Annotated in this window: 10 protein-coding genes; 2 read left to right on the top strand and 8 right to left on the bottom strand. The window is 62.1% G+C overall.

Features of this window, described 5'->3' with window-relative positions:
* Positions 1-30: 30 nt before the first annotated feature.
* From C4J84_RS24620 to C4J84_RS24640, 5 genes are all read right to left on the bottom strand, one after another.
* Positions 31-1,053 (bottom strand): putative 2-aminoethylphosphonate ABC transporter substrate-binding protein, encoded by a 1,023-nt coding sequence (locus tag C4J84_RS24620; protein WP_124411015.1) that lies wholly within the window; start codon positions 1,051-1,053, stop codon positions 31-33.
* A 20-nt stretch (positions 1,054-1,073) separates the two neighbouring features.
* Positions 1,074-2,780 (bottom strand): putative 2-aminoethylphosphonate ABC transporter permease subunit, encoded by a 1,707-nt coding sequence (locus tag C4J84_RS24625; RefSeq protein ID WP_177412784.1) that lies wholly within the window; start codon positions 2,778-2,780, stop codon positions 1,074-1,076.
* 7 nt (positions 2,781-2,787) lie between these two features.
* Complete coding sequence (locus tag C4J84_RS24630; RefSeq protein WP_124436228.1) at positions 2,788-3,852, bottom strand: putative 2-aminoethylphosphonate ABC transporter ATP-binding protein; 1,065 nt, start codon at positions 3,850-3,852, stop codon at positions 2,788-2,790.
* A 236-nt stretch (positions 3,853-4,088) separates the two neighbouring features.
* A complete protein-coding gene (locus tag C4J84_RS24635; RefSeq protein WP_124436229.1) occupies positions 4,089-4,952 on the bottom strand; it encodes a LysR family transcriptional regulator in 864 nt (287 codons plus the stop codon).
* Positions 4,953-4,968: 16 nt separating this feature from the next.
* Positions 4,969-7,215, bottom strand: coding sequence for a heavy metal translocating P-type ATPase (locus C4J84_RS24640; RefSeq protein WP_124436230.1), 2,247 nt, complete (start codon positions 7,213-7,215; stop codon positions 4,969-4,971).
* 85 nt (positions 7,216-7,300) lie between these two features.
* On the opposite strand from C4J84_RS24640, the gene cadR reads away from it, so the two are divergent.
* On the top strand, positions 7,301-7,741 hold the full coding sequence (gene cadR / locus C4J84_RS24645; protein ID WP_124364844.1) for a Cd(II)/Pb(II)-responsive transcriptional regulator: 441 nt from the start codon (positions 7,301-7,303) through the stop codon (positions 7,739-7,741).
* A 133-nt stretch (positions 7,742-7,874) separates the two neighbouring features.
* On the opposite strand, the gene C4J84_RS24650 is transcribed toward cadR, so the two are convergent.
* Together C4J84_RS24650 and lgt are read right to left on the bottom strand one after the other, a co-directional pair.
* Positions 7,875-8,708, bottom strand: coding sequence for a thymidylate synthase (locus tag C4J84_RS24650; protein WP_124364845.1), 834 nt, complete (start codon positions 8,706-8,708; stop codon positions 7,875-7,877).
* Between the two features lie 51 nt (positions 8,709-8,759).
* Positions 8,760-9,572: a prolipoprotein diacylglyceryl transferase gene (gene lgt, locus C4J84_RS24655; protein ID WP_122542012.1), complete on the bottom strand. Its 813-nt coding sequence runs from the start codon at positions 9,570-9,572 to the stop codon at positions 8,760-8,762.
* Positions 9,573-9,790: 218 nt separating this feature from the next.
* Here lgt and C4J84_RS24660 point away from each other — a divergent pair, with 218 nt between their 5' ends.
* A complete protein-coding gene (locus tag C4J84_RS24660; protein ID WP_124372198.1) occupies positions 9,791-10,537 on the top strand; it encodes an NRDE family protein in 747 nt (248 codons plus the stop codon).
* 126 nt (positions 10,538-10,663) lie between these two features.
* On the opposite strand, the gene ptsP is transcribed toward C4J84_RS24660, so the two are convergent.
* Positions 10,664-12,943: a phosphoenolpyruvate--protein phosphotransferase gene (gene ptsP / locus C4J84_RS24665; protein WP_124364847.1), complete on the bottom strand. Its 2,280-nt coding sequence runs from the start codon at positions 12,941-12,943 to the stop codon at positions 10,664-10,666.
* Positions 12,944-12,954: the final 11 nt, after the last annotated feature.

A 12,954-nucleotide genomic window follows, 5' to 3' on the forward strand; every position in this document is an offset into this window, starting at 1 on the left:
CCACGCGGAGCGTGGGAACGATCGGTACCCTTACTGCCCCGCCACCTTCTCCGACTTGCCGTCATAGCGTTTGCGCCATTCAACCAGGATGCTGTCGCGGTTCTTCGAGGCCCAGGCAAAGTCGTTCTTGATCAACCGCTGCTCGTAATCGGCGGGCAATTCGGTCTGCGGCTTGGCAATCCCTGGCTGGGCCAGCACCGCGAAGTTGTCCTTGTACAGCTCCATCGCCGCCGGGCTGGCGGAAAAGTCCGCGAGTTTCCTGGCGGCATCGGCGTGGGCCGTGCCCTTGATCACCGCCGTCGCCTCGATTTCCCAGCCCAGGCCTTCCTTCGGCAGGATGATGTCCAGCGGCGCGCCCTGGCGCTTGAGCTGTACGGCCGGGTATTCAAACGAAATACCGATCGGAAACTCCCCGGACGCCGCCAGCTTGCACGGCTTGGAGCCGGAGTGAACGTACTGGCCGATGTTCTGGTGCAGCTCGTCCATGTACTGCCAGCCCTGCTGCTCACCAAAGGTTTGCAACCAGGCGCTCACGTCCAGAAAGCCGGTACCGGAGGACGCCGGGTTGGGCATCACGATCTTGCCCTTGTACTCAGGCTTGGTCAGGTCCTGCCAACTCACCGGTTTGCTCAGGCCCTGTTTCTCGGCTTCGACGGTGTTGAAGCAAATGGTCGCCGCCCACACATCCATGCCGACCCAGGCCGGTGGGTTGGCGGCGTCGCGGTAGTTTTTGCCGATCTTGTCCAGGTCCTTCGGCGCGTAACGATCGAGCATGCCTTGTTGATCGAGGATCGCCAGGCTGGAGGCGGCCAGGCCCCACACCACGTCGGCCTGCGGGCGGTCCTTTTCAGCCAACAGCTTGGCGGTGATGATGCCGGTGGAGTCGCGCACCCACTTGATCTGGATATCCGGGTTGGCCTGCTCGAAGGCCTTTTTGTAGGTCTTCAACTGCTCGGCTTCAAGGGCCGTGTACACGGTCAACTCGGTGTTGGCGAAGGCATTCAGGCTGAATGCGGTGAGTACGGCAGCGACCAGCGCCAGTGGCTTGAACATCGAATACCTCCTTTGAAGGATCATTGCCCGGGCGCGGTCTGGCGCCAGGCTTGGGAGCGGCGCAAGGCGCCACGTGAGGCCCACGCCAGCAGCAGCGAGACGCTGCCTGAGGTGAACAGGATCAGGGTCGACATGGCCGCAGCGCCGCCCACATTGCCGGCATCGTCCATGTTCAAGACGGCGACGGCGGCGAGGATGGTGTCGGGGCTGTAGAGAAAGATCGCAGCGGAGACGGTGGTCATCGCCGACACGAACAGGTAACGCAGAATATCCAGCAGCGCCGGCAGGCAGATCGGCACCGTCACTTTCAAGTAATGGCGATAGAGCGGCGCCTTGAGGGACAACGCGGCGGCTTCGAATTCCACGTCCAGTTGGCGCAGCGCAGTGGTGGCGGTCATTTGCGCAGTGGTCAGATAGTGAGCAATGGTGCACACCACCAGCAGTGCCATGCTGCCGTAGAACACATGCAGCGGGTTGCCGCCGAGGTTGAAAAAGAACACATAGCCCAGGCCCAGCACCAGGCCCGGTACGGCCATCGGCACAAAGCTGAGCAGGCGCAGGGCCAGGTTCAGGCTCTGTTGGCCCTTGGTTTTTTCCATCAGGTAGGCGCCGGTGAAGATCAGCACACTGCCGATCAACGCCGTGCACAGCGCCATGGTCAGGCTGTTGCGATAGGCCAGCCAGCCGCCGCCGGCAGTGTCTTCGAACTGGTAGTGGTTCAAGGACAGCGACAGGTTGTAGGGCCAGAACTTGACCAGCGAGGAATACACCGCCATGCCGAACACCAGCAGCAGCGCCGCGCAGATCAGCAGCACGATAGCCAGGTAGCAGCCATCCCTGGAACGCGACGGCGGTGGTTGAAACACCTGGGCACGCCCGCTCATAGCGTCACCGTGACGGCGCCGCAACCACGCATCCACACCAAAACTGAACAGCGCCGGCAACAGCAGCACCATGCCAATCAACGCGCCGCGGCCGAACTGTTGCTGGCCGACCACCGCCTTGTAGGCTTCCAGCGCCAGCACCTGGTAGTCCCCGCCCACCACCACGGGCACGCCGAAGTCAGTGATGGACAGGGTGAATACCAGGCAGAACGCGGCGAATACGGCCTGGCGCGTCGCCGGCCAGGTAATGCTGCGAAACGCTCGGGCCGGGCTGGCGCCCATGCTTGAGGCTGCGTCGAACAAGCGCGCATCCGCCAGCGACAAGGCCGACAGCAGAATCATCAGGGCGTGTGGGAAGGTGTAAATCATCTCACCCAGCACAATGCCCCAGAAGCCGTAGATGTTGTCCGAGAGCAACCCGCGCAACAGCCCCTGGTTGCCGAACAGATACACCAGTGCAATGCCCGGCAACATCGATGGCGCCATCAAGGGCAGCAGCGACACGCCGCGCCAGATCACCTTGCCGGGAATCAAGGTGCGCTGCAGCGCGTAGGCAAACAGATAGGCCAGCGGTACGACGATGGCCGCTACGCTCAGGGAAACTTTCAGGCTATTGCCGAGCAACCAGTGGAAGTTGGCACTGGTCAGCAGCTCGCGTGCAGCGAGCAACCCGCCGCCCTGCCCGGCTTCGCTGCTGAAGCCACGCCAGAAAATCGCCAGCAGCGGCAGCAACACCGCCACCACCAACAGGCCCAGCCACACTAATTTGCCGCCGACCACAAACAGGCGGTCGCCCGTTTCAGCTCGAGAAATTTCGCGCGGCAGTGTCATCGCCGTCTCCATGGCCATCTCAGGCAAACACCTGCAAGCTGCGCGGCGGCAGGGCCACCAGAATGTCCTGGGCCCCCAGGCGCGGCATGGCTTCCGGTGCCAGCTCGGCCAGCAGCGGGTGGCCCGGCAACTGCTCCAGTTCAAAACTCATGCGGCAGCGATTGCCCAGGAACGTGATCTCGCGGACTTTGGCCGGGAACAGGTTTTCTTCATGCACCGGTGGATTAATGCTGATCGCTTCCGGGCGGCAGAATAGCCGGCCGGATTTGGCGATGCCGGCGTCGTCGGCCAGGCGCACATTCATCCCACCGACCTGGGCATGGCTGGCGCTGTTGCGGCTGAACGGCAGCCAGTTGCCCTGGCCAACGAACTCCGCCACGAACGGCGTGGCCGGGCGATCATAGATTTCCTGCGGCGTGGCGTACTGCTCGACCTTGCCGTTGTGCATGACCGCGATGCGGTCGGCCATCAACATGGCCTCGTCCTGGTTGTGGGTGACCATCAGCGTGGTGATGCCCAGGCGGCGCTGGAGTTGGCGCAACTCGGTACACAGATGCTCGCGCACCCGCGCGTCGAGGGCCGACATGGGTTCATCCAACAACAATAACGACGGCGCCGGCGCCAGGGCCCGCGCCAGCGCGACACGCTGCTGCTGGCCCCCGGACAGCTGGCCGGGGAATTTCTTTTCGCTGCCGAGCAGGCCGACCAATTCGAGCATTTGCCCGACACGCTTGCGCACCTCATCACGGCCGCAGCCGGCGAGGCCGTAGCCGATGTTCGCTTCAACGGTGAGGTTGGGAAACAGCGCGTAGGACTGGAACAAAATGCCGTAGTCCCGCGCCTGGGGCGGCAGCCGGGAAACATCGCGGTCACCCAGGTAAAGCTCGCCGCTGTCCTGGCGCTCAAGCCCGGCGATGCAGCGCAGCAACGTGGTCTTGCCGCAGCCGGACGGGCCCAGCAGGCACACCAGCTCGCCAGCGGCGACGTCCAGGGACACGTTGTCCAACGCGGTAAAGGCGCCGAAGCGTTTCTGGATACCGCGCACCTTCATCGGCGCGCCGGGTTGGGTCAGGGCTGTGTTCATGGTGGCACCTCATCGAACTGATGGGGGCCATGCTAGGGAGGGAATGCGTCGTTGGTGTGGCAGGAAGGCTAAAGGGGGTGATAGTGGTATTGGTGGATTTGTGTAGGATTCATAGAAATGAGGTGCCTGGTCTACCGCCATCGGGGGCAAGCCCCCTCCCACATTTTGACTGTATTCACAAATCCCCTGTGGGAGGGGGCTTGCCCCCGATTGGCCCCCAAGGCTGCCACTAACCTCTAGATTGGCGACATCTCCTGCGCCAACCCAAGAAACGCCGCCGGCAGGCGTGCGGCTTTTCTTTCCTTGAGGCAATACAAATATTCGGCAATCTGCGGCGCCTTCTCGATGGTCAGCACCTTCAGCTGTGGATCATGCGGCACTTCGTGGCGTGCGATGATGCTGATGCCGATATTGCGCAGCACTGCCTCGCGAATCGACTCACGGCTGCCAATCTCCAGCAACGGCCCGTACCCCACGCCCGCGTTCTTCAGCATCTCTTCCGTCAGCCTGCGGGTGGTAGAACCTGCTTCACGCATCAGCAAGGTATGCCCGATGAGCGCGCTCAACGGTACGTGATCAAGCTTGGCCAACGGGTGATTGCGGTGTACCGCCAACACCAGCGGGTCCGTGCCCAGCACGCGGCGCACCAGACGCGGGTCTTCCACCAACTGCGACGAGGCGGCTACGTCGACGCGGTAGTCGTCCAGCGCTTCGAGCACCTGCTGGGAATTGCCGATTTCCACCGACACCTCTACGTGCGGCAGGCGTTCGCGAAAGGCTTTGACCAGGTCCAGAATGTAGTACGGCGCGGTGGCAGCAATCCGTAAGGTGCCCTGGACCTGGCCGTTATTGCGCAGGAAAAACTCGATGTCCGCTTCCTGCTGTAACAGCGCCTTGACCATCGGCAACAGCCGCGCGCCTTCATCGCTGACGGTCAGGCGGCGGCCGCCACGGTAGAACAGTTCAACGCCGTAGTAGCTTTCCAGGTTGCGGATCTGGGTAGTGACCGTAGGTTGGCTCAGGCCGAGCTTTTTCGCCGCCTGGGTAATGCTGCCCAGGCGGGCGACCATGAAAAACGCCTTCAGCTCAGCACTCAGCACACCACCCTCTCATCGTCTATTTGCGCAACAGGCGCAGGCCATTGAACACCACCAGCAGGCTGACGCCCATGTCGGCGAACACCGCCATCCACATCGTCGCCATGCCCAGGAAGGTGACCGCCAGGAAGATGGCCTTGATCACCAGCGCCAGGGCGATGTTCTGCTTGAGGATACTCGACGTTTGCCTGGAGAGCCGAATGAATGCCGGGATCTTGCGCAGATCATCGTCCATCAGTGCCACATCGGCGGTCTCGATCGCGGTGTCGGTGCCTGCGGCGGCCATGGCAAAGCCGATTTCGGCGCGTGCCAGGGCCGGGGCGTCGTTGATGCCGTCGCCGACCATGCCGACGCGGTGGCCCTGGCCGTAGAGCGCTTCAATGGCGTGCAGCTTATCGGTGGGCAGCAGGTCGCCCTGGGCCTGGTCGATACCGACCTGGGCGGCAATCGCCTGGGCGGTGTGGGTGTTATCGCCGGTGAGCATCAGGGTCTTGACGCCCAACTCGTGCAGTTGCCGGATGGCTTCGCGGCTGCTGTCCTTGACCGTGTCGGCCACGGCGAACAGGGCCAGCGGGCCCGACTTGTCGAGCAGCAGCACCACGGACTTGCCTTGTTTTTCCAGGGCGAAGAGTTTCTCTTCCAGGGCCGGCGAGCACAGCCCGAGGTCTTCCACCAGACGGTGGTTGCCCAGGTGGTAGGTTTCGCCGTTTATGTCTCCGCGCACGCCACGACCGGGCAATGCCGCGAAGTTATCCACAACGTAGGACGCCAGGTTTTTATCCACCGCCGCGTTGGCGATCGCCAGGGACACCGGGTGGTCGGAACGGCCGGCCAAACTCGCGGCCAGCGCCGGCGCGCTGTCCTGCACAGTGGCAAACAGCGGCAAGTAGTCGGTTTGCACCGGCTTGCCGTGGGTGATGGTGCCAGTCTTGTCCAGGGCGAGGTAGTTGAGCTTGTAACCGCCCTCCAGGTACACGCCGCCCTTGATCAGAATGCCTTTGCGCGCCGCCGCCGCCAGGCCGCTGACAATGGTCACCGGGGTGGAAATCACCAAGGCGCACGGGCACGCGACCACCAGCAACACCAGGGCGCGGTAGATCCAGTCGAACCAGACGCCCGCCATGAACAGCGGCGGTATGACCGCCACGCCCAGGGCAAACAGGAACACCGCGGGTGTATAGACCTTGGCGAAGCGGTCGACAAAACGCTGGGTCGGCGCCCGGGCGCCCTGGGCCTGCTCCACCGCGTGGATGATCCGCGCCAACGTGGAATTATTCGCCGCTGCGGTCACCTTGTATTCCAGGGAACCGGCCTGGTTGATCGTACCGGCGAAGACTTTATCGCCCAGGTTTTTTTCGATCGGCAGGCTTTCACCGGTGATCGGCGCCTGGTCGACAGTGGATTGACCGGCCGTCACCTCACCGTCCAGGCCAATGCGTTCGCCAGGCTTTACCCGCACGATGGCGCCTAAATCAATACTTTTGACCTCTTGCTCCAGCCATGAACCGTCCGCCTGGCGCACCGTGGCCTGCTCCGGGGTCATTTGCATCAGACCGCTGATGGCATTGCGCGCACGGTCCAGGGACTTGGCCTCGATCAACTCGGCCACGGTGAACAGGAACATCACCATCGCCGCTTCCGGCCATTGGCCAATCAGCACGGCGCCGGTCACGGCGATACTCATCAGCGCGTTGATGTTCAGGTTCAGGTTTTTCAGGGCAATCCAGCCCTTTTTGTAGGTGGTGAGGCCACCGCTGAGAATCGACACCAGCGCCACCAGGGCGATCACCCAGGTCGGCGCCACGCCCGTGAAATGCAGAACTTCCGCGCCCAACGCCCCCACGCCCGAGACTGCCAGCGGCCACCAGTGTTTCTTGGCGGGTGGCGCGGCGGCGGGGGTGCCTTCTTCGATCGGGTCAGCCTGCATGCCGATGGATTTGATGGCATCGATGATCGGCGCAGTGCTCGGCAAGTCGTGGGTGACACCGAGAATGCGGTTGATCAGGTTGAATTCCAGCTGCTGCACACCGGCGAGCTTGCCCAGTTTGTTCTGGATCAGCGTTTGTTCGGTGGGGCAGTCCATCGCTTCGATGCGAAAGGTGCTCAGGCGCGAGCCGGCGGTGGGAGCGTCGCTCAACTGTACTTTTGCAGGCGCCGGGGTGCCGGAACAGCACCCGCCGCCGTGGTCATGCACCGGCTTGAGCGTTTGCTCGCCGTGATCATGCTCGTGATCGTGCTTATGCGGGGTGTGGAGGGAATCGCTCATGCTGTCGCGTCCGTAGATGTGCCTGTTGCCAAGTAAAGACCCTGTAGCCACTATAGGGTCAAGCACCCATTTGGAGATTGCTGCGATGAAGATCGGCGAACTGGCCAAACTGACCGACTGCCCGGTGGAAACCATCCGTTATTACGAGAAGGAAAGCCTGCTGCCACCCCCGGCGCGCACTGACGGCAACTACCGGGTGTACACCCAGGCGCACACCGAGCGGCTGATCTTTATCCGCAACTGCCGCAGCCTCGACATGACCCTGGAAGAAATCCGCAGCCTGCTCAGCCTGCGTGACAGCCCGCAGGACCAATGCGAAAGCGTGAATGCGTTGATCGACGAACATATCCACCATGTAAAAGCGCGGATCGATGGGCTGCTGGCGTTGCAGGAACAATTGCTGGACCTGCGCCAGCGCTGTGGCGGCGGGGCGCAGTGCGGGATCTTGCAGCGTTTGGAGGTCAGCGGGAGCGTGCAGGCCAGCGAGGCCGAGCCCTCGCATGTGGGCAGAAGCCACGGGCACTGAGCCTGGGGAGAAACCCAATCAACCTGTGGGAGGGGGCTTGCTCCCGATGGCGGTCTGTCAGTAATCAATGCTCTGACTGTTACACCGCTATCGGGAGCAAGCCCCCTCCCACAGGTTGGACCGGCGTAGCCTGTTAGATCGCGACGTCAGCCTTGATGCTTGGGTCGGCGTCGTAGCCGACGATTTCAAAGTCTTCGAACTTGTAGTCGTATATCGACGCAGGTTTACGCTTGATCACCAGTTCCGGCAGCTTTTTCGGCGTGCGCGCGAGCTGGGTCTGGATCTGCTCCATGTGGTTGCTGTAAGCGTGGGTGTCGCCGGTGGTGACGATGATCTCGTGGGGGATCAGGTCGCACTGCTGGGCCAGCATGTGGGTCAACAACGCCAGGGCGGCGGTGTTATAGGGCAGGCCGAGGAATACATCGGAGCTGCGGATGTATAACTGCATCGACAGATGGCCGTCGTGCACGAACGCCTGGTACAGCAGGTGGCACGGTGGCAAGGCCTGCTTGCCGTTGCGCGCGTTTTCCTGGGGGCTCTTGGTTTCATCCGGCAGGTATTCGACGTTCCAGCCGTGGAACAGGATGCGGCGGCTGTTGGGGTTGGTCTTCAACGTCTCGACCATGTAGTCGATCTGGTTGATCTTGCCGCCGTCCTTGGTCGGCCAGGCGGTCCACTGCTCGCCGTACACCGGGCCCAGGTCGCCGTCTTCGGTGGCCCATTCATCCCAGATACGCACGCCGTTTTCGTTGAGCCACTTGATGTTGGTGTTGCCGCTCAACATCCAGATCAGTTCGTTGGCGATGCTTTTGAAATGCAGCTTCTTGGTGGTCAGCAGCGGGAAGCCATCGGCCAGGTTATGCCGATACTGACGGGCGAACACGGCCTTGGTGCCGGTGCCGGTACGATCGCCCTTGGTCAGGCCATTGGTCACGACGTCGTGCAGGAGTTCGAGGTATTGCTTCATGTGGGTACCCGTATCGTTGAAGCCGAGGCGCGCACGCCTCGGCGTTCGAATTTAAAGCGCGGTGCTCTTGATGCCTTGTGGGCGGTTGTAAGCCCACCACAGCAGGCCCAGGCCGACCAGGATCATCGGGATGCTGAGCACCTGCCCCATGGTCAACCAACCCCACGCCAGGTAGCCCAACTGCGCATCCGGTACGCGCACGAACTCGACGATGAAGCGGAAGATCCCGTAGAACAGCGCGAACATTCCCGACACGGCCATGGTTGGGCGTGGCTTGCGCGAGAAGATGTACAGGATGAGGAACAATGCCACACCTTCCAGGGCGAACTGGTACAGCTGCGACGGATGGCGCGGCAGTTGCGCCGGGTCGCTGAACGGCGGGAACACCATGGCCCACGGCACATCGGTCGGTTTGCCCCACAGCTCGGCATTGATGAAGTTACCGATACGCCCAGCGCCCAGGCCAATCGGCACCAGCGGCGCGACGAAGTCCATCAGCTGGAAAAACGACTTGCCGTTGCGCCGGCCAAACCACCACGCGGCGATCATCACGCCGATAAACCCGCCGTGGAACGCCATGCCGCCCTTCCACACCTCAAAGATCAGCGTCGGGTTGGCGATGTAGGCCGACAGATCGTAGAACAGCACATACCCGAGTCGCCCACCGACAATGACCCCCATCGACAACCAGAACACCATGTCGGAGAGTTTCTCCTTGGTCCAGGTCGGGTCGAAACGGTTCAGGCGCCGGGACGCCAGCAGCCAGGCACCGCCGATGCCGATCAGGTACATCAACCCATACCAATGGATTTTCAGCGGACCGATGGCCAGGGCCACCGGGTCGATCTGCGGGTAAGGCAGCATTGCGACTCCTCGTTAAAACATTTAGTCATGACGCACCGGACCATGCCGATGCGCGATTAAGCCTGCGTTACAGCTGCGAGATCAAATTAAGAAGTTCACATACACACCAAACAGCCCGGCATGTTAACGGATGGAAGGTGCGCGGCCCAACTTCGTTACGATGGAACGCCTGCGGTTCTGTGGGTAGAGTGAGGAAAAAACACACAAGGGATCGCCCGATGTGCCTGATTGTTTTTGCCTGGCGGCCGGGGCATGCCCAGCCGCTGATCGTCGCGGCCAACCGTGATGAATTCTACGCCCGGCCCAGCCTGCCGCTGGCTCAATGGCCGGATGCACCACAGGTCTACGCCGGCCGCGATCAGGAAGCGGGCGGCACTTGGCTGGGGGTGAACGCCGAGGGGCGTTTTGCTGCGCTCACCAATATCCGCGACCCGCACCAGCCGCCGTCACGCAAGTCCCGTGGTGAGCTGGTGGCGCGCTTTCTCAGTGGTTCGCTGCCGATTGACGATTATTTGGCGGAAGTTAACGGTCGTTCGATTGAATACGCCGGGTTTAATCTCTTAGTGGGCACGCGGGATGAGCTTTGGCACTACAACGCCAACGAGACCGAGCCGACGCGGTTGGAGGCGGGCGTGTACGGTTTATCCAATGCCGGTTTGGATACGCCCTGGCCGAAGCTGCTCAAAGCCAAGGCGGCACTCGTTGAAATCCTCGACGATCCACAGCCGGACGCGTTGCTGGGAATTTTGAGCGACCCGCAGACCGCACCGTTTGCTGACTTGCCGGATACCGGTGTGGGCTTGGCGACGGAGAGTTTGCTGTCGAGTGTGTTTATCGCCAGCCCGAGTTACGGGACGCGGGCGAGCACAGCGTTGATCGTGAATGCTGACGGCACGCGGCGGATGGTGGAGCGCAGTTTCGGGCCGCAGGGTGGCCGCTTGGGCGAGGTTGAACTCAATCTCTAAACACAACGAAAATCAAATGTGGGAGGGGGCTTGCCCCCGATAGCAGTGTGTCAGTCAGAGTATCTGGTACTGATACACCGCAATCGGGGGCAAGCCCCCTCCCACATTTTTGATCAGCGCATGTCTCTAGAGCGTTTTTGCAGAAGCCGGGTTGATCATCCGCGTCAACCCCAGGTTCTTCAGCGCCAATTGCAGCGAGCTGTGGATAACTTGCGGATTGTCGATGGTCATCAGCTCGGCCAGCAAATCCTTGGCCATGCTCAATTCAACCTGGCGCAGCATCCACTTCACTTTGGGCAAGTTGGTGGCGTTCATCGACAGGCTGTCAAAGCCCATCGCCATCAACAGCACCGCCGCCGCCGGGTCGCCGGCCATTTCACCGCAGATACTCACCGGCTTGCCTTCGGCATGGGCGTCGCGCACCACATGCTGCAGCGCTTGTAGCACGGCCGGGTGCAGGTAGTCGTACAGGTCGGCTACCCGCGGGTTGTTGCGGTCTACGGCGAGCAGGTATTGGGTCAGGTCGTTGGAGCCTACCGACAGGAAGTCCACCTGCCGCGCCAGTTCCTTGGCCTGGTACACCGCCGCCGGGATTTCGATCATCACGCCAATCGGCGGCATCGGCACGTCGGCGCCTTCGTCGCGCACTTCGCCCCAGGCACGGTGGATCAGGTGCAGTGCTTCTTCCAGCTCGTGGGTGCCGGAGATCATCGGCAGCAGGATACGCAGGTTATTCAGGCCTTCGCTGGCCTTGAGCATGGCGCGGGTCTGCACCAGGAAAATTTCAGGGTGGTCGAGGGTGACGCGAATCCCGCGCCAGCCGAGGAAGGGGTTGTCTTCCTTGATCGGGAAATACGACAGTGACTTGTCGCCGCCGATATCCAGGCTGCGCATGGTCACCGGCAACGGGTGGAAGGCCTGCAGTTGCTCGCGATAAATCGCCAGCTGCTCCTTCTCACTCGGGAAACGCTGGTTGATCATGAACGGCACTTCGGTGCGGTACAGCCCCACCCCTTCAGCGCCACGCTGTTGCGCCCGGGCCACATCGGCCAGCAGGCCGGTGTTCACCAGCAGCGGCACGCGGTGGCCGTCGAGGGTCACGCACGGCAATTCGCGCAACGAGTCGAGGCCCAGCGCCAGTTGTTTCTCTTCCTCGACCACTTCGGCGTATTGCTTGCGCAGCAATTCGCTGGGGTTGGTAAAGACTTCGCCGCGATGGCCATCGACGATCATGTCGATGCCATCCACCTTGGAATACGGCAGGTCCACCAGGCCCATCACCGTCGGAATGCCCATGGCGCGAGCCAGGATCGCAACGTGGGAGTTACCCGAGCCCAATACCGAGACCAGGCCGACCAATTTGCCCTCAGGCACTTCGCCGAGCATGGTGGCGGTCAGTTCTTCGCTGATCAGGATGGTGTTGTCGGGGTAGACCAGATTGGTGGTGCGGTCTTCCTGCAGGTAGGCCAGCAGACGGCGACCGAGGTCGCGCACATCCGAGGCACGCTCGCGCAGGTAGGCGTCGTCCATCAATTCGAAACGGTTGACGTGATCGGTGACCACCTGACGCAGCGCGCCCTGGGCCCACTGGCCGGTCTTGATCACGGTCTTGACTTCATTACCCAGGGACGCGTCGTCGAGCATCATCTGGTACACGTCGAACAGCGCCCGCTCTTCCGGGCGCAACTGGGTGGCCAGCTTGGTCGACAGGTTGCGCATGTCGGCGCGCACGCCTTCCAGGGCGGTCTTGAACAGTTTGATTTCAGCGTCGATGTCGTGAACGGTCTTGTCCGGTACCACATCGAGGTCGGCCGGTGGCAGCATGACCACCGCCGTACCGACGGCGGCCCCCGGCGAACCCGGCACGCCGACGAACTTGGCCTCCTGGATGCCCTTGCCCTGGCGACCCAGGCCGCGAATCGAGCCCGTGGCTTCGGCGTGGGCGATAACCCCGGCCAGCTGCGCGCTCATGGTCACCAGGAAGGCTTCTTCACCTTCGTCGAACTGGCGACGTTCTTTCTGTTGGATGACCAGCACGCCGACGACGCGGCGGTGGTGAATGATCGGCGCACCGAGGAACGAGGCGTAGCGCTCTTCGCCGGTTTCGGCAAAGTAGCGATAACGCGGGTGATCGGCCGCGTTTTCAAGGTTCAGGGGTTCTTCACGCGTCCCCACCAGGCCCACCAGACCTTCATTGGGCGCCATGCTGACTTTGCCGATGGAGCGCTTGTTCAAGCCCTCGGTGGCCATCAGCACAAAACGGTTGGTCTCGGGGTCCAGCAGGTAAACCGAGCAGACCTGGCTGCCCATGGCTTCCTTGACGCGCAACACAATAATCCCCAACGCCGCCTTGAGATCCTTGGCGGAGTTAACTTCCTGGACGATCTTGCGCAGCGTATTGAGCATGGCTCGGGGTC

Origin of the sequence: Pseudomonas sp. R11-23-07 (genome assembly GCF_003852295.1) — a bacterium.
Taxonomy (GTDB): Bacteria; Pseudomonadota; Gammaproteobacteria; order Pseudomonadales; family Pseudomonadaceae; genus Aquipseudomonas.

What these genes read in the sequence shown, in the direction of transcription:
- C4J84_RS24650 (WP_124364845.1), bottom strand. Translation starts at nt 8,708, where the DNA reads ATGAAGCAATACCTCGAACTCCTGCACGACGTCGTGACCAATGGCCTG.
- cadR (WP_124364844.1), top strand. Translation starts at nt 7,301, where the DNA reads ATGAAGATCGGCGAACTGGCCAAACTGACCGACTGCCCGGTGGAAACC.
- C4J84_RS24640 (WP_124436230.1), bottom strand. Translation starts at nt 7,215, where the DNA reads ATGAGCGATTCCCTCCACACCCCGCATAAGCACGATCACGAGCATGAT.
- C4J84_RS24620 (WP_124411015.1), bottom strand. Translation starts at nt 1,053, where the DNA reads ATGTTCAAGCCACTGGCGCTGGTCGCTGCCGTACTCACCGCATTCAGC.
- lgt (WP_122542012.1), bottom strand. Translation starts at nt 9,572, where the DNA reads ATGCTGCCTTACCCGCAGATCGACCCGGTGGCCCTGGCCATCGGTCCG.
- ptsP (WP_124364847.1), bottom strand. Translation starts at nt 12,943, where the DNA reads ATGCTCAATACGCTGCGCAAGATCGTCCAGGAAGTTAACTCCGCCAAG.
- C4J84_RS24630 (WP_124436228.1), bottom strand. Translation starts at nt 3,852, where the DNA reads ATGAACACAGCCCTGACCCAACCCGGCGCGCCGATGAAGGTGCGCGGT.
- C4J84_RS24625 (WP_177412784.1), bottom strand. Translation starts at nt 2,780, where the DNA reads ATGGAGACGGCGATGACACTGCCGCGCGAAATTTCTCGAGCTGAAACG.
- C4J84_RS24660 (WP_124372198.1), top strand. Translation starts at nt 9,791, where the DNA reads ATGTGCCTGATTGTTTTTGCCTGGCGGCCGGGGCATGCCCAGCCGCTG.